At 59.8% G+C, this 20,980-nt stretch carries 17 protein-coding genes; 9 read left to right on the forward strand and 8 right to left on the reverse strand.

The features are described 5' to 3' along the window. Positions 1–2: 2 nt before the first annotated feature. From E4J93_RS01630 to E4J93_RS01665, 8 genes are all read right to left on the reverse strand, one after another. Positions 3–2,477 (reverse strand): glycoside hydrolase family 3 C-terminal domain-containing protein, encoded by a 2,475-nt coding sequence (locus tag E4J93_RS01630; protein WP_147587738.1) that lies wholly within the window; start codon positions 2,475–2,477, stop codon positions 3–5. Positions 2,478–2,652: 175 nt separating this feature from the next. Then, positions 2,653–5,394: a DNA gyrase subunit A gene (gene gyrA / locus E4J93_RS01635; protein ID WP_147587810.1), complete on the reverse strand. Its 2,742-nt coding sequence runs from the start codon at positions 5,392–5,394 to the stop codon at positions 2,653–2,655. A 166-nt stretch (positions 5,395–5,560) separates the two neighbouring features. After that, positions 5,561–7,582: a DNA topoisomerase (ATP-hydrolyzing) subunit B gene (gyrB, locus tag E4J93_RS01640; RefSeq protein ID WP_147587739.1), complete on the reverse strand. Its 2,022-nt coding sequence runs from the start codon at positions 7,580–7,582 to the stop codon at positions 5,561–5,563. A gap of 126 nt (positions 7,583–7,708) precedes the next feature. After that, positions 7,709–8,272, reverse strand: coding sequence for a DciA family protein (locus tag E4J93_RS01645; RefSeq protein WP_255431865.1), 564 nt, complete (start codon positions 8,270–8,272; stop codon positions 7,709–7,711). Continuing rightward, positions 8,256–9,383, reverse strand: a complete 1,128-nt coding sequence (locus tag E4J93_RS01650; protein ID WP_147587741.1) for a DNA replication/repair protein RecF — start codon at positions 9,381–9,383, stop codon at positions 8,256–8,258. Before E4J93_RS01650 ends, E4J93_RS01645 begins: the two co-directional genes overlap by 17 nt. After that, positions 9,383–10,486, reverse strand: coding sequence for a DNA polymerase III subunit beta (gene dnaN / locus E4J93_RS01655; protein WP_147587742.1), 1,104 nt, complete (start codon positions 10,484–10,486; stop codon positions 9,383–9,385). Before dnaN ends, E4J93_RS01650 begins: the two co-directional genes overlap by 1 nt. Positions 10,487–10,749: 263 nt before the next feature. Beyond that, positions 10,750–12,561, reverse strand: a complete 1,812-nt coding sequence (locus E4J93_RS01660) for a DnaA ATPase domain-containing protein (protein WP_147587743.1) — start codon at positions 12,559–12,561, stop codon at positions 10,750–10,752. 43 nt (positions 12,562–12,604) lie between these two features. After that, positions 12,605–14,143, reverse strand: a complete 1,539-nt coding sequence (locus E4J93_RS01665) for an ATP-binding protein (protein ID WP_147587744.1) — start codon at positions 14,141–14,143, stop codon at positions 12,605–12,607. 341 nt (positions 14,144–14,484) lie between these two features. Between E4J93_RS01665 and rpmH the strand changes: the two genes are divergently transcribed. From rpmH to E4J93_RS01710, 9 genes are all read left to right on the forward strand, one after another. After that, entirely contained in the window at positions 14,485–14,628 is a 144-nt protein-coding gene (gene rpmH / locus E4J93_RS01670; protein ID WP_085829682.1) for a 50S ribosomal protein L34, read from the forward strand. Positions 14,629–14,643: 15 nt separating this feature from the next. Continuing rightward, complete coding sequence (gene rnpA / locus E4J93_RS01675; protein WP_147587745.1) at positions 14,644–14,970, forward strand: ribonuclease P protein component; 327 nt, start codon at positions 14,644–14,646, stop codon at positions 14,968–14,970. Between the two features lie 44 nt (positions 14,971–15,014). Further along, positions 15,015–15,209, forward strand: a complete 195-nt coding sequence (yidD, locus tag E4J93_RS01680; RefSeq protein ID WP_147587811.1) for a membrane protein insertion efficiency factor YidD — start codon at positions 15,015–15,017, stop codon at positions 15,207–15,209. Between the two features lie 29 nt (positions 15,210–15,238). Continuing rightward, a complete protein-coding gene (locus E4J93_RS01685; RefSeq protein ID WP_147587746.1) occupies positions 15,239–16,015 on the forward strand; it encodes a YidC/Oxa1 family membrane protein insertase in 777 nt (258 codons plus the stop codon). A gap of 28 nt (positions 16,016–16,043) precedes the next feature. Continuing rightward, entirely contained in the window at positions 16,044–16,607 is a 564-nt protein-coding gene (locus E4J93_RS01690) for a R3H domain-containing nucleic acid-binding protein (RefSeq protein WP_147587747.1), read from the forward strand. Between the two features lie 116 nt (positions 16,608–16,723). Beyond that, positions 16,724–17,488: a 16S rRNA (guanine(527)-N(7))-methyltransferase RsmG gene (gene rsmG, locus E4J93_RS01695; RefSeq protein WP_147587812.1), complete on the forward strand. Its 765-nt coding sequence runs from the start codon at positions 16,724–16,726 to the stop codon at positions 17,486–17,488. Between the two features lie 1,540 nt (positions 17,489–19,028). Then, complete coding sequence (locus E4J93_RS01700; RefSeq protein ID WP_147587748.1) at positions 19,029–19,829, forward strand: ParA family protein; 801 nt, start codon at positions 19,029–19,031, stop codon at positions 19,827–19,829. A 43-nt stretch (positions 19,830–19,872) separates the two neighbouring features. Continuing rightward, complete coding sequence (locus tag E4J93_RS01705) at positions 19,873–20,694, forward strand: ParB/RepB/Spo0J family partition protein (RefSeq protein ID WP_147587813.1); 822 nt, start codon at positions 19,873–19,875, stop codon at positions 20,692–20,694. Beyond that, complete coding sequence (locus tag E4J93_RS01710) at positions 20,691–20,951, forward strand: hypothetical protein (RefSeq protein ID WP_147587749.1); 261 nt, start codon at positions 20,691–20,693, stop codon at positions 20,949–20,951. The genes E4J93_RS01705 and E4J93_RS01710 overlap by 4 nt, the downstream gene beginning before the upstream one ends. Positions 20,952–20,980: the final 29 nt, after the last annotated feature.

The raw sequence follows: 20,980 nt of genomic DNA on the forward strand, positions 1-20,980 counted from the left end.
CCTTATGACCGGAAGCGCTGTGCCGCCAGCTCGCGACGGGCCTTCAGCCAAAATGCAACGATGCGCCGCAGCCCCCGTAGATAGCAGCCATTCAGCATGAACACGAGCCCCTCGACCGTGCGCATCGACACGCCGCTCGATGTGAGCGAGCGCAGGGGCATATCCGCCACGATCTCGCTGATCATCTCGCGCGTCTGCCCTTCGACCTCGGCCATGGGCTTCCTCATAACACGGTCGATCAGGCGCAGCGCAAGCCTGCCAAACGGGCTCGCGTTCATATCCGCCACCGTCGAGTCGATGGTGAACGGAGTAACCTGTCGACGCGGGGGCAGAACAAGACCCGGCAGGCTTGCAAACGCCTCATCATCGAACGCCCCGGGACGCAGGTGGATATAGGCGTCGTCAACGGGCGCGAGCATCTCGGCGGAAAGCTCGGCCGGCGCGACCACGTCCCCCGCGAGCGAAGGCCCTGCAACCAGGTCGAGCCGTATGCACGCGCGCACGTCACGAGACGACGATGCCACCCGGAGCTCATAGCGACCCGCCAGAACGCGCCAGGCGCCCGCGCCCGCATCCCACACGCGCAGGGCCTCGCGCTCGACAGGCAGACGCACCGTCGCGGCTTCCCCCGCGGCGAGCTCGACGCTTGCAAACGACGCCAGACGTTGGCGCTCGCGGTACACCGGACTATCCTGCGCGGCGACATACAGCTGCACCACGTCGCGGGCAGGGCAATCGCCCGTGTTCCGCACCCGGCACACCACCTGCCACGCACCGTCTGCCTCTACAAGCTCGGCATCCCCATATGCAAACGACGAATACGAAAGGCCGTGTCCGAATGGATACGCGGGCTCGACGCCGGCTGCATCATAGAATCGATAGCCGCTCAGCACGCTCTCGCGGTAGCGCACCTCGTTATCGAAATCGGGGAATGCGGCCCCCAGCGGAGTGTCCTCCAAACGAGCGGGCCACGTCTCGGCCAGCTTTCCAGATGGCGACACCGCTCCCAGCAGCAGATCGGCCAAGGCGGCACCGCCGCGGCACCCCGCGAGATACGCCAACAGAATGGCATCCACGCGATGCCGCCACGGCAGCTCCATGGGAGCCCCGCCCTGCAACACCACCACGCAGCGCGGCGCCGCGGCCGCCACGCGCTCTATGAGCTCGTTCATGCCGCGCGGCATCACCATGAGCTTGCGGTCGAATCCCTCCGATTCGAAACAGTCGGGGAGGCCTGCGACCACCACGGCCACATCGCTCGCGGCAGCCGTCTCCACCGCTTCCCGCACCAGCTCGGACGACGTCGCCCCCGATGCACGGTCGTATCCGCGCGCATACGAAACCGCGCAGCCACGGTCGTTGAGCTCGTTATATAGGTTATCGAGGGCAACAGGGTTGATCTTGGAAGAACCCGCGCCCTGATAGCGCGGCTCGACCGCGAACTCGCCGATCAACGCGATGCGAGCGGAAGGCGCCAGCGGCAGCGTCCCATCGTTTTCCAACAGCACCGCGCTACGAGCGGCGGCGCGCCGGGCGAGCTCGAGCCCGGATGCTACAGCGGGAAGGGCTTGTTCGGCAGCGGACGATCGGCCGTTCGCGGGGGACGCGGCATCGTGCACGCGCGCCGCCAGACGCACCACGCGCATCGCGGCCGCATCCACGGATTCCTGCGGCAACCGGCCTTCCGCCACCGCCTCTTCGAGCGTTGCCGCGTAGTCGTCGCGCGGGCCGGGCATACACAGATCGAGGCCGGCGGCGACAGACGCCGTCACGTCGCTCACCGCGCCCCAATCGCTGATGCATACGCCGTCGAAGCCCCATTCGCCACGCAGCACATCGTGGAGCAACCACGGATGCTCCGAACAGTACGTTCCGTTCAGGCGGTTATACGCGGTCATCACGCTCCACGGAGCCGAACGGCGCACGATGTGCTCGAACGGCGCCAGGTACACCTCGCGCAGGGCGCGCTCGTCCACCACCGAGTTGGAGACCTGGCGGGCATGCTCTTGATTATTGGCGGCGAAATGCTTTACGCACGCGGCGACGCCGGTGCCCTGGATTCCGCGAACCATGGCCGCACCCAGTTCGCCCGCAAGCAGCGGATCCTCGCTGAAGTACTCGAAATTCCTACCGCACAGGGGACTGCGCTTCATGTTGACGCCGGGACCAAGCACCACGTGTACACCCTGATCGCGCGCTTCCTCGCCGATCGCACGGCCCACTTCCTCGACAAGCTCGACGTCGAACGAACAGGCCAGCGCGCTCGCTGTGGGATAGCACACGGCGGGATCGCTCGCGTTGATACCCAGGTGATCGGCCGCACCGGTTTGATGGCGCAGTCCATGGGGCCCATCCGACATCTCAACGGCAGGCAACCCGTGTTCGGGAAAGGCGACCGTCGACCAATGGCTCGCACCCGCCAGCAGCGAGGCGCGCTCATGCGGCGTCATCGTCGCCACGATTCCGTCGACATCCATGGCGTCTCCCGTCTCCTCGATCCTCACTCGCCTTGTTATACCCAGCGCCATGAAAAAGGCGGGGCGCATGTCATCTGCGCCCCGCCCGGCTTGGGTGTATGTCTCAACCGCGCGCGATGGCTGGCAAGCCCATCCAGCCGGTATCCAGCCCCGCCTTACTTGGCAGCCCGACGCCCTACTCGTCGAGCGGACCCTCCGCCGCCTCGCCGTCGCGAGCGTCGCCGGCATCGTCGGCCTCGGATGCCGCCGCATCGACAGCAAGGTCTTCTGGCTCCGCATCTTCATCGGACGCGGCGTCCTTCTTCTCGCTGTCCATACGCGCCACCGCCGTCACGCGGTCGCCCTCGTCTACGCTCATCATCTTGACGCCCTGCGTGGCACGGCCGGTCTGCGAGATCTCGGCCGTCTTTACGCGAAGGACCGTTGCGCCCTCGGTGATGATGAATAGCTCGTGCTGCGGTCCAACCACCTTCATCGCGGCCAGCTGGCCCTTGTGTTCGGTCATATGGATGGTGAAGACGCCCTGACCGCCGCGGTTCTGCTCGGGATAATCGGCAACCGGCGTGCGCTTGCCGTAGCCGCGCTCGGTCACGACCACCAGGTCGCCCGAACCGTTGGAGATCTCCATGCCCAGAACCTCGACGCCGTCCTTCATGCCGATACCGCGCACGCCGCTCGTGTCGCGGCCCGTCGCGCGCACCTGGTCCTCGGTGAACACGATCGCCTTGCCGGCGGTAGTGGCCATAATGACCTTATCGCCTTCGCACACACGGCGGACGTCGAGCAGGCGGTCGCCGTCCTTGAGGTTGATGGCGATGAGGCCGTCGCGGCGGCTGCGGTCGTAGGCACTCATCACGGTCTTCTTCACCATACCGTTGGCCGTGGCGAACATGAGGTACTCGTCGTCGGGGAACTCGCGGCAGGAGATGACGCTCGCGATCTTCTCGCCCTCTTCGAAGGGCAGCAGGTTCACGATGGCGGTGCCGCGGGCCTGACGCGTGCCCTCGGGAAGCTCGTGCACCTTGAGGCGGTACACCTTGCCGCGCGTGGAGAAGAACAGCACGTACTCATGGGTGCTAGCGATGAACATCTCGTCGATGACGTCGTCTTCCTTAAGGTTGACGCCGCTCACGCCCTTGCCGCCGCGCTTCTGGGAACGATAGCTCGCCACCGGGATGCGCTTCACGTATCCGGTATGCGTGATGGTGACGACCATGTCCTCATCGGCGATGAGGTCCTCCACATCCAGGTCGCGGCCGGCATTGGTGATCTGGGTACGGCGCGGATCGCCGAACTTCTTGCCGATCTCGCGCATCTCCTCCTTGATGACGCCCAGGATCTTCTCCTCGTGCGCCAGCAAGTCCTCGTAGTAGGCGATAGCGCGGCGCAGGCCGTCGAGCTCGCCCTCGATCTTGTCACGCTCCAGGCCGGTGAGTCGGCGGAGCTTCATCTCGAGGATGGCGGTGGTCTGCTCCGGCGTGAAGCCGAAGCGCTCGATCAGGCGCGCGCTGGCCTCGGCATCCGTGTGGGAGGACCGGATGATCGAGATGACCTCGTCGATATGGTCGAGCGCCATGAGGTAGCCCTCGAGGATGTGCGCGCGGGCGCGGGCCTTCTTCAGGTCGAAGCGCGTGCGGCGAGTCACCACGTCGACCTGGTGGTCGATGTAGTGGCGCAAAACCTCGGTGAGCGACAGGCACTTGGGCACACCGTTCACCAGCGCGAGCGTGTTGACGCCGAAGGTGTTTTGCAACGAGGTGAACTTGTACAGGTTGTTGAGCACGACCTCGGGGATAACGCCCTTCTTGAGCTCGATGACCAGGCGGATGCCCTTCTGGTTGGACTCGTCGCGCATATCCGAGATGCCCTCGATGCGCTTCTCGTTGACCAGCTGGGCGATCTTCTCCTGCAGCGACCCCTTGTTCACCTGATAGGGAATCTCGGTGAACACGAGGCGGCTACGACCCGTCTTGGTGGTCTCGATATGGGCCTTCGCGCGCACCGTGATGGAGCCGCGGCCGGTCTCGTACGCCTTGCGGATGCCGTCGGTGCCCATGATGAGGGCGCCGGTAGGGAAATCGGGTCCGGGCAGGAACTGCATGAGCTCCGCGACCGTGGCATCGGGGTTGTCGATGAGGTGGCACGTCGCCTCGATGACCTCGTTGAGGTTGTGCGGCGGGATGTTGGTCGCCATGCCCACGGCGATGCCCGAACTGCCGTTGACCAGCAGGTTGGGGAAGCGGGCGGGCAGGACCTTGGGCTCGGCCAGGGACTCGTCGTAGTTGGGACCCCAGTCGACCGTGTCCTTCTGCAGGTCGCGCAGCAGCTCCATGGCGGGTTTTGCCAGGCGGCTCTCGGTGTAACGCATGGCCGCCGCGGAGTCGCCGTCGATGTTGCCGAAGTTGCCATGGCCATCGATGAGCGGAGTGCGCATGGAGAACCACTGGGCCAGACGGACCATGGTTTCGTACACCGCGGAGTCACCATGCGGATGGTACTTACCGATAACTTCGCCGACGGTCCAGGCGGACTTCTTATGCGGGCGGTTGGGGAAGATGCCGCTCTCGTTCATCGCGTACAGGATGCGGCGGTGCACCGGCTTGAGGCCGTCGCGCACGTCCGGCAAGGCGCGGGCGGTGATAACCGACATCGAGTATTCGATGAAGGACTGCTTCATCTCCTGGCCGAACTCCGAGATCTGCAGCGAGCCGCCGTTGATGTCCTCGCCGGCGCTCTCGCCACGGTCCACGACGCCGAAGCTCTCCTCGAGCTCCTCGTCGTCGTCCTCCTCGTCGTCCTCGGACTCGGCATCGGGGTCGTACCCCGCCTCCTCGCCTTCCTCGGCACGAGCCAGCAGGCGCTTCAGGTCGTCGGGCATGCCCGCCGTCTCCTCCGAGCCCAGCTCCTCGTTATTCATATCGTCAGCCACGTGCTCTCCTTACTCGTGGTCGCAGAAACAAATGACCATCGCTGGTCCAAGCGGTTTTCCAGGTGCCGCAGATTGGGGCGAAAGAGAAGGGCGCGCGCCTTGCATGCGGCGCCCGACGATTGAGCCCCAAAACGCGGTGCTCGGGAAAGCGCGACTAGGCGTCCAGGAACCTGGCGTCGTGCGCGTGCTTCTCGATATAGGCGCGGCGGAATTCCACCTGGTTGCCCATCAGCTCGCGAACGGCGCGGTCGGCGATGACCGCGTCCTCGATGGTCACGCGCTGCAGGATGCGGGTCTTGGGATCCATGGTGGTGCTGGCCAGCTGCTTGGGGTCCATCTCGCCCAAGCCCTTATAGCGCTGGACGGTATAGCCCTTTCGCTTCTTGGTGACCTTGCCGCTAGCGTCCTCGTCGCCATCGTCGGGATTGAGGCCCAGGCTCACGATGGTATCGCGCAGGATCTCCTCCTCCGGCTGGCGGCCGTTGGGGTAGACGTAGTGAATCTTGTTGCGCACCTTCACGCCGAAGATGGGCGGGCAGGCCACGTACACGTAGCCGGCATCGATGAGCGGGCGCATGTACTTGTAGAAGAACGTGAGCAGCAAGATGCGGATGTGGGCGCCGTCGACGTCTGCATCGGTCATGATGATGATCTTGTGGTAGCGGGCCTTGGTGATATCGAAATCGCCGCCGTCGCCGGTGCCGTTGGTAACGCCGCAGCCGATGGCTGTGATGAGCGACTGGATGGTATCGCTGGAAAAGGCGCGATGGTCGCCCACGCGCTCTACGTTCAAGATCTTGCCGCGCAGGGGCAGGATCGCCTGGATGTCTCGGCGACGGCCGTCCTTCGCAGAACCGCCTGCCGAGTCGCCCTCGACGATGAAGAGCTCGGTCAGCTCGGGGTTGCGCTCCGAGCAGTCGGCCAGCTTACCGGGAAGGCTCGCCGTCTCGAGCAGGCTCTTGCGGCGCGTCGCCTCGCGCGCCTTGCGGGCGGCGTTGCGGGCCTTGCTGGCCTGCTGGGCCTTCTTGATGATCTCGCGGGCCTGCTTGGGATGCTCCTCCAGGTAGTCGGCCAGCCCCTCGGACACGATCTTGCGCACGAGCGCGCGCATGAAGGAGCTGCCGAGCTTGGCTTTCGTCTGTCCTTCGAACTGCGGGTCGGCCAGCTTGACGGACACGACGGCGGTGAGGCCCTCGCGCACGTCGTCTCCCGTGAGGTTGCCCTCTTTCTCCTTGAGGATGTTATTCTTACGCGCGTAGTCGTTGATCACGCTGGTGAGGGCCGTGCGGAAGCCCTCCATGTGCATGCCGCCCTCGATGGTGCGGATGTCGTTCGCGAAACTCATGACCGTTTCGGAGTACGAGGTGTTCCACTGGATGGCAACCTCCACCTCGCCGGTGCGCTCGACCGGCGCATCGGGCTCGGAGGCGCCGGATAGGTAGATGGGCTCCTTCAGCTCCTCGGGCACGGCCTTGCCGTCGTTCAGGAAGCGAACGAAGTCGATGATGCCTCCGGCGTAGCAGAACTCCTCCACGAAGGGCTCGACCTCGCGCTCGTCGGTGAGGACGATCTTGAGGTTCTTGTTGAGGAACGCCGTCTGCTGCAGGCGGTCATGGAGCACGTCGTAGTCGTAGACGGTGGTCTCGAAAATCTCGTCGTCCGGCCAGAAGGTCACGGTGGTGCCGGTCGCATCCGAGGTGCCGACCTCCCGCATCTTCTGCGTGGTAACACCGCGGCTGAACCGCATCTCGTACACGTGCCCGTCGCGGGCGACCTGAACGACCGTCTTCTTGGAAAGCGCGTTCACGACCGACACGCCTACGCCGTGCAGGCCGCCGGAGACCTTGTACGCCGAGTTGTCGAACTTGCCGCCCGCATGCAGGATGGTCATAACGACTTCGAGCGTTGGGATCTTCTTCACGGGATGCTCGTCCACCGGGATACCACGGCCGTTGTCGACAACCGTGATCGAGTTGTCCGGGTGCACGGTCACCTCGATCTTGGAGCAAAAGCCGGCCATGGCCTCGTCGACGGCGTTGTCGACGATCTCCCATACCAGGTGATGCAGGCCGGTCGAGCTCGTGGAGCCGATGTACATGCCGGGGCGTACGCGGACGGCCTCGAGGCCCTCGAGGACCTTGATCTCGCCTCCGCCGTAATCGTTCTGTGTCGCCACGCGGTTTTCCTCCCACACACGAAAGACGTTTTACTTCAATCTTTACTATGATACACGCTGTTTCGGGGTGTCACTAAATAACCCGATTACCCCTACAGCGCGTTGAGAGGCCCGTGGCGGGGCTCTTTACTCGCCGCGCGTCTTGCTCCACTCAAAGCTCGCTTTCATTGCCGATTTGAGCGCGCTGCGCAAAGCGGCGTCCTCGATGGGCGCCACCTCGCGGTCGAGGCGGTCGCTCTCATCCGACGTGAGCGGGATCCGCGGCTGCGGGGTGCGGGGCGGCGGTGTGGTGTCGATGCGCCCGCGAGGCCCCTGCGGGGTGTCCCCCACCGCCTGATAGCCCGCGCGCGAGGTCTTGAACACGATGGCGTCGACATCGGCGCCGCGAGCGGCCATGCGAGCGCGGACGATCTCGCGCAGCATCGTCATCTCCTGCGTCCAGGACGGCGAATCCATGTAAACGATCAGCTCGTTGCGCTCGGCGGCAAAGTGCAGGCCCGTGGCGTGCTTGCCCTCGCGCGTGCCGCCGCACACCGCGTTCCATGCCGAATAGACCGCACGCGTGCGCTCGGCGGCGCGCAGCTGCTCGCGGCGCTCGGGGCTGGCGTCGTCGAACAGGCGGGCGCGCTCCGCGCCCAGGAATCCCTCGAGGCTCCGCGTCTCGCGCAGCCGGTCATCGCGCTTCGCCAATATGGACCACCTTCGTTCGAGACAGCAGATCGTCGTTGAAATACCCCAGGTTGGTCGTGGTGATGACCGTCTGGACCTCGCCTTCGATAAACAGCAGGATCGCCGCGCGACGCTGCTCGTCCAGCTCGCTCATCACGTCGTCGAGGAGCAGCAGCGGTGCGTATCCCAGGATATCGCGCGTCACCGCCACCTCGGCGATCTTCCACGCAAGCACGAGCGAGCGCTGCTGCCCCTGCGACGCGTACTGGCGCGCGGGCCGCCCATCGATGGTGAAGGCGATCTCGTCGCGATGGGGGCCCACCAGGGTGAGACCGCGACGGCGCTCGTCGTCGGCGAGCTCGGCCAGGCGGGTGCGGAACAGCTCCTCCACGGCCGCGCGATCGGCGAGGTCGGGGGTGACGCCGGGGGGATCCAGCGCGCCGGCGGGGACGGAGAAGATAGAGGGCTCGTACGCTATGGCCATGCGCTCGTGCGGGGCGATGCCCTCGTACGCGCGGGCGGCATGCGAGGCCACGCGGCGCAGGAGCGCGGCGCGATGCTGCATGAGCGCGGCACCGTTGGCCACCAGGGCCTCATCCCACGCCGCCAGGAGCGACGGATCGAGCGCGCGCTCTTTCAGCAGGTTGTTGCGCTGCTCCACCACGCGTTCGTACGCCGACACCAACGCCGCGTACCGCGCGTTGAGCTGCACACCGAAATCGTCCAGCGCTCGGCGGCGCACGCTGGCCGAGCGCTTCACCATGTCAAGGTCGTCGGGGCAGAACAGCACGCTCGGCAGCGCGCCGCGCACGCCGGATGCGTTCGTCTTCTTGCCGTTGCGCACGAAGGCGCGGCGGCTTCCGCCGAGCTCGCACGCATGCTCGATACGCCGGCCCTCGCCTTCCAGCGTCAGGCGCACGAGTCCGCGTTCGTCGCCCTCGCGCAGCAGCTCGCGCGGAGCCGGCCGGCGGAACGACTGCCCCGAGGTGAGCAGCTGCAGCGCCTCGACCAGATTCGTTTTTCCCGCGGCGTTGCGGCCCACCAGGATCGTGATGCCGTCGGCCAGCTCGAGCTCGTAATCCTCGTAGCTTCGATAGCCCCGCGCCGTCAGAGTACGTGCATAGATGGCCATTAGATACGGACGGGCATGACCAGGTAGAGGTAGTTGATCCTGTCATAGCTCTTAAAGACGCCCGCCTGGTTGTAGGACTGCAGCTCCAGCGAGATCTCCTTCTCGCGAGCCAGGGCGTTCAGGCAGCCGAAGATGTAATGGTAGTTGAACGCGATCACGCCGGAGTCACCCTGGACGTCCACGTCAACCGTTTCACGTGCAACATCCTGATCGCTCGAAATGGCGGAAAGGGCCAGCGTGCCGGCATCGGCATCGATCTCAAACTTTACGGCCGAGTTATTCTGCGCGATAACGGCGACGCGCTTCAAGGCGGCGTTGAACGCGGCCACGTCGATCTTCACCGTAGTGGCGCACGCAGCGGGAAGGAGCGCTTTATAGTTGGGGAAGACGCCCTCGATGCGGCGCGAGACATACGTGGTGTTACCCGCCTCGAACACAACCTGGGTGTCGGTGGACCCCATGAGGATGGTGCCCTGGCCGCCGGTGATGGACAGCGCGTCGTTGAACGCCTCCGCCGGAACGTTGAGCTCGAAGGAACCCTCGAGCGAGGAGGTCTCCACCTGCGTGTCGCACACGGCAAGACGGTAGGAGTCGGTGGCCACCAGGCGCACGGTATTGTTTTCAACGGTCATGTACACGCCGTTGAGGACCGGACGGTTCTTATCGGTGGACGTGACGCGCCACACGCGCGAAACCATATCGGAGAGGACGTTAGCGGGTAGCTCCACCGTGGACTCCAACGCATACGTGGGGAACTCGGGGAAATCGCCGACGTCGAGCGTGTTGAGCCGGAAGGAGCTCTTCTCGCACCTGATGCTCACCTGGCGCTCCTCCATCTCGAAGGACACCGGTGCATCGGGAAGCGTCTTGGTGATGTTGGAGAGCATCTTGCACGGAACGACCATGGCCCCCTCGACCTCTACGCGCGCGGCGATGCGGTGGCGGATGGCGATCGTGTAGTTAGAGGTCTGGAATTCGAGAACGCCGTCGAATGCTCGGATGAGCACGCCCGAGAGAATGGGGAGCGTCGAAGAGCCGGCTACGCCTTTCATGACAGTAGCGAGCGCCTCGGAGAGTGCCGACTGGCTAACGGTAAACCTCATCTTTTATTCCTCTCTATATAGATATATATCTAATAATAGTAATAAGGCGGTGGACGCGGTGGATAGTTTACATATCTGCAGCTCAGGCGCTATATATCTTCTAGTTGAAGCCTGTGGAAAACCGAAGCGGTTATCAACAGGCGCCCGGTGCGGTGCGGTGTGCCCACAGGTGTCGGCAGCTCTTCAACATGATATCCAACAACTCCTAACAGGCTTCCCACAGGGCTCGTTCGAAGATTATCCCCATCTGTTTCCACGGTTTGCTAGGACTTCGTGGCGATCTTGGTTTTAAGCTGCTGTAGATCCTCGCAGATGCGGCGGTCTTCCTTCATCTTGCTCTCGACCACCTTGAGGCTGTTGAGGACCGTGGAATGGTCGCGTCCCCCGAACTCCGCTCCGATAGCCGAGGAGCTGAGCTCGCACAGCGAGTTGGACAGATATACGGCGACGTGTCGGGCGAAAGCGATGTCCTTCGAGCGCTTGGGGCCGATCAGGTCCTCATGGCTCACGTGGTAGAACTCCTCGACCACGGCTTGGACCGCGTCGATGTGGATGACCTTGTGGACCGTGTCGAAGTACTCGTCCGCCACCTTCTCGATATCCTCTGCGGACAGCTCCCGCCCCTGCTGCTCGCGTTCATAGGAGACGCTCGCGCAGCGCTCGCAGAAGCTCTCCAGCTCGCGGATGTTGTTGCCCGAGATCTCGGCCATATGTCGCAGCTGGTCGTCGGTGAGGGTGCCGCCCTGACCGCGTACGGCGTCGAGCAGCGAGGCGTCCACGTTGGCAAGGTCCGCTTCGGCTTGCACGCGGATGGAGCTCTCGTAGTAGCGCTTCAAGATCGTGTATTTCATCTCGAAACCGGGTTCCGACACCAAGCAGAGCATGCCGGCGTTGAAGCGGCTGGTGAGGCGCTCGTCCATGCCGAGGTTCTTGGGCGCGCGGTCGGACGCGATCACGACCTTCTTGTTTTCGCGGATGAACTCATCCATGAGCGAGAAGAAGTACTCGATGCTGGCCTGTTTGCCGATGATGTTTTGGATATCGTCGATGATCAGGACGTTCGCCTCGTGGTACTCGCGCAGTATCGAACGGCCCTCGGTCTTCTGCCGAGCGATCTCGTTGATGAAGTCGTCGATATAGGCTTGCGAGTTCGCATATTTCACGCGGATGTGCGGCTTCATCTCGGCGAGGTAGTTCTTGATGGCGAGTAGCAGGTGGGTCTTGCCCAGACCCGAGTCGCCGTAGATGAACAGGGAGTTGCACTGGCCCGGCTCGTCGGCAAATGCGGCGAAGCGCTGGGCGGAATGGTAGGCGTGCTTGTTCTCGTCGCCGTAGACGAAGGTGTCGAAGGTGAATTTCGAGCTCACCGGCGCGGGCGGCTCCGGAGCCGCGGTGGCAACGGCGCTTGGCGCCGCGGGCATTGCTGCCGCGGGCTGCACCTCTACCTGCTGGCCTCCTGCCGCCGCAGTCTTATTCGCGTTGAGGATGCGCATGAAGTCGTCGCGCGACATCGTGTTGGTTACGTTGACGCCGCTGGGGTCCTTTTCACGCGCGAGCGGCACGGTGCCGCCTGCGCCCGCGCCGGGGATGCTGGCGGGGAACGGGTCGGCGCCCGCCGCGGCGCCGATTGCGCCCCCGGCGGCGGAGGTCGGTGCTCCGGCGGCTGGCGGGCTTGCGGGCGGCATCGAGGGCACCGCGGCCGCGGTCTGCGGTGCGACGGACTCGGGGGCGATGGACTGGGCCGCAACGGCCGGGACCGCGGCGGCAGGAATCGCTGCAGCCAGGGTCGCTACCGGCTGCGCCGGCGCCACCTGCGGTGCGGGTGCACCGGCGGGCGGCTGGACCATCAGCTCGATGGGCATGAACGCGATTTCCTCGAGGTAACGCTCGATGATGGGTTTGTTGCGCTCCAGGAACGCCACGGCAAACCGCGTGGGGGCCTCGATGATGAGCGCCGTATCGGTCATGTCGAGGGGGCGCGACTGCCCCAGCATATTGGTGAGGCGAGCATCTTGGCCGTCGCGTTGGCAGAAGGCTACGGCGTCTGCCAACAGGATTTGCGCTTCGCTTTCCATGTTCTTCCTCTTATCGTCCGTCTAATTCACGTCTTGCCGCCTGCTAGCCCTGTTGGGATTGCAGGTTCTGAAGCCATACGCGCCCCATTTCGGTGAGCGTCCGCTTCTGCCCGCGCTTGATCACCAGTCCCGCGCCCGTGAGCGTTTCGAGCTCGCGCGACCAGGTGGGCGCCGATGAGCCGAAGGTACGTTCGAGGTCGGTGGGGCCGCATGCGTCATGTTGCTCGAGGTATTGCAGAGCGAGCATGCCGCGTTCGGATACGTATGGCTGCGCCGTTGCAGAGGCGGTGCTTGCAGGCAGGGGCGCCTGTGCCGGATGTTGCCAGGGGTTTGCGGGATATGCCGGCTCGGGCCACCCCGCCTGCTGCGGGTAGGCTCCCGCCGGCTGGTACATTCCCGGTGCGTAGGCTTGCTGTGCATAAGCTGGCCAGCCACCGTTCATGCCGGGCGCCGGGTATCCGTATCCGCCCCAGAATTGGCTCTGCGCCTGCGGTGCGGCTGGTCCCGCGTTTTGCACGCCCGCTGCCGCGCCGGGTTGCTGCGGTGGATAGGGGTAGGGATAGGGGTTCTGCTGCATGGGTTGCGTGCCCGGTGCTTGCGGATATGCGCCGGGAAGGGGCTGCCCCGGGATGCCCCCGGCGCCCTGCTGGATCGTTGGCTCCGCGGGCTGCATCGGGCTGGGGTAGCTTGCGCCCGCGGCCGCCGCCTGCGCCTCTTGGGTTTGCACGGCCGGCGCGGGCGCCGCCTGGCCGTAGGGTTGGCCGAATGCGCCCGGTGCGTGTACCGCGGCGGGCATGTATGGTTGCTGCGGGCTGGCTGCGGTCGCTCCGTACGGCACCGGGGCTTCGGCCGCCGCCGTGCCGTAGGGGGACTGGTTCGTCGGCGCGGAGGCATCGTGCGCCGACGCGGCGGCGTGCCCGCTTCGTACGGCCGCCCCGCGGGTTGCAGCCCGCTTGATCTCGCCGACGCGGGCGGGGTCGAGGCTCACGGTTACCACCGTGCCCTGCCCCAGGTTGTCCTCGATCGATACCGCTCCGCCCGCGTTCTCGAGGTACTGCTGCACCATGGGGAAGCCCGCGCCCGTGCCGCGGATGAAGCGCTTCTTGTCGCGGTCCGCCGACGTCACGCCAAACTCGAATGCCCGCTCTTTGTCCTCGATTCCGGGGCCCTGGTCGGCAAAGCGAATGGTTGCGCCGTTATCCAGGATCGAGATGATGGGCTCGACGAAATGGGCGTGAATGAAGTTTTCCACAATCTCGCGGATGACCATGAGGGAGATGGTGCCTCCCTGTTCTTTCATACACCGGTAGACCGTATTCGTGATCTCTTCCAAGTAGGTGCGCACGTCTTTGGGCGTGATTACGATCACGCGCGGTGTTGAAAGCATGTCGTCGTAGACGGCGATGCGCGTCGCGTAGCTCACCGGCGTTCCTTGGGCATCTTCGGACACCTGGCCGTTTTCCCGTGCAGCCTCGGCAAGCGGTCCTCCCGCGGCGGGCTGGGGAGGCAGGGCCCCTGCTATATGGTTGTTGTTGGGGGCGGGGTCGCCCGAATCCACAAAGGGATAGAAATCATCCACCATGGCATCCCGTTCTTTCGTTTCTGTTTCAACAGAATATCAGCTCAGGCTGAAAGCTTTCGCATCTTTCAACAAGTTTTCCCAATCGGTTGAAAACTGAAGAAAAGTCGCGAAAAGTTATTAACAACTTGCCAACAACCTGTGGAAAACTCGGTGAAAGAACGTGAAAGAAATTGTGTAGACGAATGATCTCGTGCACGAACGATGGAAATGCCCAGGGATTTGTCAATCTTTTCAGCCAGATTCATTGACATTTCCTCCAGCTATTCCCTACAATCTCTAAGCTCACATGTCTATATCTGTGAGTCTGTGAGCAGACGAAATGCACCAGGAGGATAGTAACCATGAAGCGTACCTACCAGCCCAATAAGCGCAAGCGCGCCAAGACCCACGGCTTCCGCGCCCGTATGGCCACCAAGGGCGGCCGTGCCGTACTCGCCCGTCGTCGTGCCAAGGGTCGCAAGCGTCTTACGGTGAGCGACAACTAAAGTCACGCAACTCGCATGAGGACACTGAAGTCTCGGCTGGAGTTCGAGCGTGCGTTCACTCAGGGAAGGCGATATAACCATCCCCTGATTCGAATGGTTATATGTGAAGCAGTCAACGAAGGCGATCCGGGTCGGGTCGCCTTCGTTGCTGCAAAACGCCTTGGCTGCGCCGTCGTGCGCAACCGTTCCAAGCGCGTGCTGCGTGAGGCGGCGCGCGCACTTCGCTTACCTATCGAGGGCTACGACATCATTCTGTTTGCAACGCCCAAGACGCGCACATCCCAGCCAGCTGCCATGATCGAAGCACTCGAATCCCTGCTTAAACGCGCGGGGGTAGCTTAGTGCGCGGATTTTCACTTGTTCTCAACGCTCCCAAGCGCGCTGCGATGGGGGCTGTGCGCGCTTACCAGCGCTATATATCGCCGTTGCTGCCAAGCGCGTGCATCTATTACCCCACCTGTTCACAGTATGCTGTTGAAGCTATTGAGAAATATGGTGTTCTAAAAGGCTGCTGGCTCGCCGCCGGGCGCATCTTGCGATGCAATCCCCTGCGAGTTGGCGGTTATGATCCCGTGCCCTAACAGGGCGTTTTCGTTCGGAGGATTTCAACATGTGGGATTGGATCGTTAACATTCTATTGGAGATCCTGAAGGTTATTCAGGGTTTCGCGGTCGACTGGGGCCTGTCGATCATCATCCTGGTGATCATCGTGCGCCTGCTTCTTACGCCGCTGCTTCTCAAGTCGACGAAGGCGACCGCCCGCATGCAGGTGCTGCAGCCCAAGCTGATGGAGCTGCAGGAGCGCTATGCCGATGACCCGCAGCGCCAGGCCGAGGAACTGCAGAAGTTCTACAGCGAGAATAAGTTCAACCCGTTCGGCGGCTGCCTGCCGCTGTTCATCCAGATGCCGCTTCTGCTCGCGCTCTTCACGCTCCTGCGCGACCTGCCGCATTATTTCCCGAACCACGAGGGTTCGTTCGCTTTCTTCGATATCCTGCCTAGCCTTACCACTTCTCCGGCTACCGCTATGGCCGACGGCTTCACCGCGGCGCTGCCGTACATCATCGCGTTGGTGCTCTTCTCGGTGCTCACGCTTATCCCTCAGCTGTATATGTCCCGTAATCAGACGGGTGCCCAGGCTCAGAGCATGCGCACCATGGGCGTCGTCATGACCATCATGATGCTGTTCGTCGGTTGGGGGCTGCCCGCCGGTGTTCTGCTGTATTACGATGTTTCTACGCTTTGGCAGGTTATCCAGCAGATCTTCGTAACGCAGAAGATCATCGACAAGGCCAAGGCAGAGGAAGAGGAGCGCCTGGCTAACGCGCCCATGGAGGTCAACGTTGTTCGCCGCGAGCGCAAGCCTCGTCCGCATAAGAAGAACTAATCAGGTACCTTACTAACTAGGAGGAACCATGTCTGAGCTGATGAACGACGAGACGGCCGTTACCGAGGAGGCCTCGATTGATTTTGAGGTGCTTGCGGAGCGCTATAAGGCCGGCGAGGCACTTTCCGATGCCGAGCTCGATGCTATCGCCGATATCGCCGTTTCCATTCTGCGCGCCATTCTTGGACACTTCGATGCCGCCGACTCTCCCATCGATGAGTATGACGGTGATGAGGGCGAGCTGATCCTTGACGTTACGGCTCCCGATCTTGCCGTCCTGATCGGTCGCCATGGTCGTACGCTTGAAGCTCTTCAGACCCTTTTCTCTCTGCTTGTGAGCAGGAAGCTCGGTTTTCGTTATCCGGTTGTTGTTGATGTCGAGGGATATAAGAGTCGCCGCCAGGATAAGGTTGTATCGATGGCGCTGTCTGCTGCCGCTCGTGCTTTGAGTCAGGGCCGGTCAGTGAAGCTTCCTCCTATGACCGCGTATGAGCGTCGTCTCGTCCATATCGCGCTTCGTGATAACACTGAGGTTGATACGCATTCCGAGGGTGTTGATCCCGAGCGCAGGGTTGTAATTCAGCCTCGTTAAGACAGGTTGTTTCCAAGGGGATGCTTACTGCATCCCCTTTCTTTTTGTCTCTCCTGACTGAACTTCGTGTATCGTGGATTTCAGTCAGAGATTTTTGAAAGGAAGTGTTATTGCTCATGCCCGCCGCTCGTACGATCGATCTCCAAGATTTTGAGATTGGACAGGATAGGTATGATCAGCTGCTCTCCTCCTTGAGCGCCCTTGTCGATGAGTCTGGTTTGTCGATCTCTAGAGATAAACTTGGGTTGTGCTTGGATCATCTGCTGTACGTGTGCCAGGTTAATGAATATATCAACCTGACTCGCATTACCGATTTAGATGATGCCATTGTTCTCCATATCCTCGACTCCCTGCTTCTTGAATCCTATATTCCAGATTCTGTTGAACGAGTTCTCGATATGGGTACCGGTGCAGGCTTTCCAGGTATTCCGCTTGCTGCCACAACTGAGCTTGACTATGTTCTTCTTGATTCTGTTGGTAAGAAGATCAATGCGGTGAAAGCATTTGCAGAGAAGCTTCAGCTCGGCAATGTGGCTGCTGTCCATAGCAGACTTGAAGATTACGCGCTTGAGGAGTCCGGGCGATTTGATTTGGTATGTGCTCGTGCTCTCGCATCTATGCCGGTTCTTGTTGAGTATGCTACACCTTTCTTACGCAAGGGCTCCTACCTGATGATTAGCAAGGGTAATCCTGAACAGTCCGAGATTGATGCCGGCAATGCAGCTGCAAGCATGTGCGGTCTTGAGCTTGTTTCTCATGATGAGTTCGATCTCCCACGCGATCTTGGCCATCGCTCGATCTATCTGTATAAGTCCGTGCGGGCTCCAAAGGTTCAGCTTCCTCGGCCTTCTGGCACTGCGAAGAGGACTCCTCTCGCATAGTCTGCTTAGTTTCACGTGAAACATTTTCATGCCGGCTGTGGGAACGTCCATAGCCGGCATTTTTGTGATTCGAGTTGTGCGTAATGATGTCTTTCAAGTTAGCGTTGCCGCTCGATAATTTGGAGCGCTTGCTTCAAATTGACATGTCTGCAGTTCCATCGCAAGCATTGCGTCAAACTCTGGCTTAAATGCCATTTCGAAATATTAATAACCTGCGGTGTTATGATTATTTCAAACCACAGTGATGTTGCACGGTAGTTTTACTTGAGCTTGTGATTGTATTTCTAATGACTGCAGACTCCACAGTTGTTGATGTTGAGTCTGCTTAGTGTCGGTCAATATCGGTGGTTATCATTCCAATGGTATTTACTCAATCCAAGTATCTGTTTTGATCGCAATATGGTTGAATGTGTCTACGTATTCATGGAGGTAGTCGTTTGAGACCTCTGTTCGGAACAGCAGAACTCTATACTGTGTATTAGTGTATGTCGATATAGTCGCTACTAATTGCTATTGTTGACTGATTTAGTTAACTTTATCCTTCCTTGTCGAGCTCTTCGGCTACATCGTGTCCGCTGATTTCCGATATTCCGGTTATCGTAAGTCTGTAATACAACTGTCCACCATTGCTTGCGCTCTTTGCTTGTACAGCGTATGTTTCACGTGAAACCAATTCAACGGACATCGTTAGAAACTGCCGAAATGATATAAATTATCGGTTTGCATATAATGATGCATGCAATATCTGTCAAATTCTGCTTGACAACATTAGTCGTAAGATGAATGGCGCTAATTCGACATGAATATTGTTTCTCAAGTCCCGCCATCCTTACTCCCTGTCTTTGAATGATATGGAATTTGACTCCGGATTTCTAAACTCAGCTAACAGTTGATGCTGCTAGTAAGTGTTTCACGTGAAACACTTACTAGCAACGCTGATGTTAGGTCTATATTCGACAATGGTGAGCTTGCTCGGCTTTCATTTCGGATGGATCACCATCTGACCGATTGTATTAAGTTCCGTCAAATTCTTACGTTGTACAGCTATGAATTGAGTTGTTTCACGTGAAACAATGATATTTGAATGACATCTGCTTCTGCATCTCGATGTATGCCACTGATACAACTGGAAGATCCGAAGTGGTCTTGGAATCAATCTGGCAGCTTTGCGTACTTGTGAGTCACTGCACATAATGTTTCACGTGAAACTATGTCTGCTTATTACTTTTTTCAGTAAAACCGGATAAGTTGGCAGTAAAAGTGGCGGCCAGCATCCTAAGCCGAATATAACTCGTAAGATTGATTTGTAAGTCACCATGGTGATTACTGATACGCTTATTGTTATAAGGCATTTTGAGCAGCACATTATGTGGTTGACAGCTACTACGGACCGTTTTCGCTTTCCTCACGTAAGACTATTGCATTTAGCCTGAGATTTGTTGTTGGATGATGATTCATGAGGAAACAGAGTCTAGAATGTGAGATAGTTTCACGTGAAACAATTCATGTTGAACAGGAAAATACAGGTTAGGAGCGGTGCGTGACCTATAAAGACGTAAAGCGATCCAAGGCTGAGAAGGATACGCGCATAATTGCGATTATCAATCAAAAAGGCGGCGTTGGAAAGTCAACTACTGCGGTAAACCTTGCTGCTGCCCTCGGTGTTCAAAACAAAAAAGTCCTGATTGTTGATTTTGACCCGCAGGGCAACACGACGAGTGGCTTTGGAATCGATAAAGAGCGGCTTTCGCAGTGTGTCTATGATGCAATTCTGAACGATGTTCCTGCGGAGGAAATCATTCAGGATACCCCTTGCAAGCGCGTGTTTGTGGTTCCAGCAACTATTCAGCTTGCTGGTGCAGAAATCGAGCTCGTAAGCGCCATTGCTCGCGAGACGCGTTTGAAAGATATGATAGATCCAATTCGCGACGAGTTCGATTTCATCTTTATCGATTGTCCTCCTTCGCTTGGACTGCTTACGATCAATGCGCTTGCTGCCGCGGATAGTGTGCTCATTCCGATTCAGTGTGAATACTATGCTCTTGAAGGTGTGACAAAGCTCCTTGAATCGATGCGCATGGTTAAGGGCAGGATCAATAAATCCTTGGATACGTTCGGAATTCTGCTCACGATGTATGATTCCCGAACTTCTCTCTCGAATCAGGTCGTTGAGGAGGTTCGCAATTACTTTGGTAACTTGACATTTAAGACTTTGATTCCGCGCTCAGTAAAGATTTCTGAGGCTCCTTCCTATGGTCTTCCGGTTACGAAGTATTCTCCATCCAATAAGGGTGCGCGAGCATACGTGAGTCTTGCAAGGGAGGTAATCCGTCGTGCCTAGTCCGAAGAAAAAACCAGCTCTTGGCCGTGGTCTTGGTTCTTTGATGGGCGAAGCCCAGTCGGAGACTGGCTTTAGCGCTTCAGCGGATCAGAAACTATCTATTGATGAGATTAAACCAAATCCAAATCAGCCTCGTACCCACTTCAATGAGACCGAGCTTGAGGAGCTGAGTGAATCAATTCGCGAACATGGGGTGCTTCAGCCCCTGTTGGTTCGTAAAAAGGGTTCCTTCTACGAGATCATTGCTGGCGAGCGAAGGTATCAGGCATCGCTGATGGCGGGGCTTACTGAGCTTCCGGTGATTATCAAGGATGTTGATGACCAGGCGGTTATGGAGATTGCTCTGATTGAGAATCTTCAGCGCTCTGATTTGAATCCAATTGAGGAGGCGCGTGGCTATAAGCAGCTGTTGAAGGCGAGCGGTATGACTCAGGAAGCTCTGTCGAAGGCTGTGTCAAAGTCTCGCTCGAGCATAACTAATTCGCTCCGTCTTCTTGATCTTCCCGATACAGTTCAGCAATACCTCTATGACGGAAAGCTTACGGCAGGTCATGCGCGCGCGATTCTGGCCGTCCCGTTCGATGATCAACGGATCAAGCTGGCTGACAAGGTTGTAGCTGAGGGTTTGTCAGTTCGTGCGACCGAAAACCTTGCTCCATTGTTTTCTGTCGGCGATGTGCCGCGGACGCCACGACCCGTCACACCTCAGTCGTATAAGAAAGCTGCTCGCTACCTGAGGCAGGTATTCAATACGAATGTGCGTGTGAAATCGACGCGAGGTAAAAATAAGATTGAGATTGAATTCAAGGATGAAGAAGAGCTGAGCAGGATTCTTTCGCAGGTTATTGAAGGCGATGACGAATGATGCGTACGACAGCAAGAGAGATCGCCGTATTCGCTATAACAGCGTTGGTTGTTGCCGGCGCTGCTGCGGCGACCGTCGTGGCATGTGATCAAGAGGTTCGAGATAGTTTGAAATCTCTATTCAGTAAGGCGCGAGGCGAGTCGAAGGCGGCCGCAGATACATTTACCGAGGATATGATGTTGAAGAAGGCTCGGCTTAGGAACGATCCTTCGATTAATCAGTCCTGGACTGAAGGCCAGTGGGAAACCATCAGTTAATTAGGTACCGAACAAATTGCTTGGTGATC

The sequence above is a fragment of the Collinsella sp. BA40 genome (assembly GCF_008014645.1).
GTDB lineage: Bacteria > Actinomycetota > Coriobacteriia > Coriobacteriales > Coriobacteriaceae > Collinsella.

What these genes read in the sequence shown, in the direction of transcription:
- rnpA (WP_147587745.1), top strand. Translation starts at nt 14,644, where the DNA reads ATGAGGACACTGAAGTCTCGGCTGGAGTTCGAGCGTGCGTTCACTCAG.
- E4J93_RS01710 (WP_147587749.1), top strand. Translation starts at nt 20,691, where the DNA reads ATGATGCGTACGACAGCAAGAGAGATCGCCGTATTCGCTATAACAGCG.
- E4J93_RS01660 (WP_147587743.1), bottom strand. Translation starts at nt 12,561, where the DNA reads ATGGAAAGCGAAGCGCAAATCCTGTTGGCAGACGCCGTAGCCTTCTGC.
- E4J93_RS01650 (WP_147587741.1), bottom strand. Translation starts at nt 9,383, where the DNA reads ATGGCCATCTATGCACGTACTCTGACGGCGCGGGGCTATCGAAGCTAC.
- yidD (WP_147587811.1), top strand. Translation starts at nt 15,015, where the DNA reads ATGGGGGCTGTGCGCGCTTACCAGCGCTATATATCGCCGTTGCTGCCA.
- rsmG (WP_147587812.1), top strand. Translation starts at nt 16,724, where the DNA reads ATGCCCGCCGCTCGTACGATCGATCTCCAAGATTTTGAGATTGGACAG.
- E4J93_RS01685 (WP_147587746.1), top strand. Translation starts at nt 15,239, where the DNA reads ATGTGGGATTGGATCGTTAACATTCTATTGGAGATCCTGAAGGTTATT.
- E4J93_RS01705 (WP_147587813.1), top strand. Translation starts at nt 19,873, where the DNA reads ATGGGCGAAGCCCAGTCGGAGACTGGCTTTAGCGCTTCAGCGGATCAG.
- gyrA (WP_147587810.1), bottom strand. Translation starts at nt 5,394, where the DNA reads ATGAATAACGAGGAGCTGGGCTCGGAGGAGACGGCGGGCATGCCCGAC.
- E4J93_RS01690 (WP_147587747.1), top strand. Translation starts at nt 16,044, where the DNA reads ATGTCTGAGCTGATGAACGACGAGACGGCCGTTACCGAGGAGGCCTCG.
- E4J93_RS01630 (WP_147587738.1), bottom strand. Translation starts at nt 2,477, where the DNA reads ATGGATGTCGACGGAATCGTGGCGACGATGACGCCGCATGAGCGCGCC.
- rpmH (WP_085829682.1), top strand. Translation starts at nt 14,485, where the DNA reads ATGAAGCGTACCTACCAGCCCAATAAGCGCAAGCGCGCCAAGACCCAC.
- E4J93_RS01665 (WP_147587744.1), bottom strand. Translation starts at nt 14,143, where the DNA reads ATGGTGGATGATTTCTATCCCTTTGTGGATTCGGGCGACCCCGCCCCC.
- dnaN (WP_147587742.1), bottom strand. Translation starts at nt 10,486, where the DNA reads ATGAGGTTTACCGTTAGCCAGTCGGCACTCTCCGAGGCGCTCGCTACT.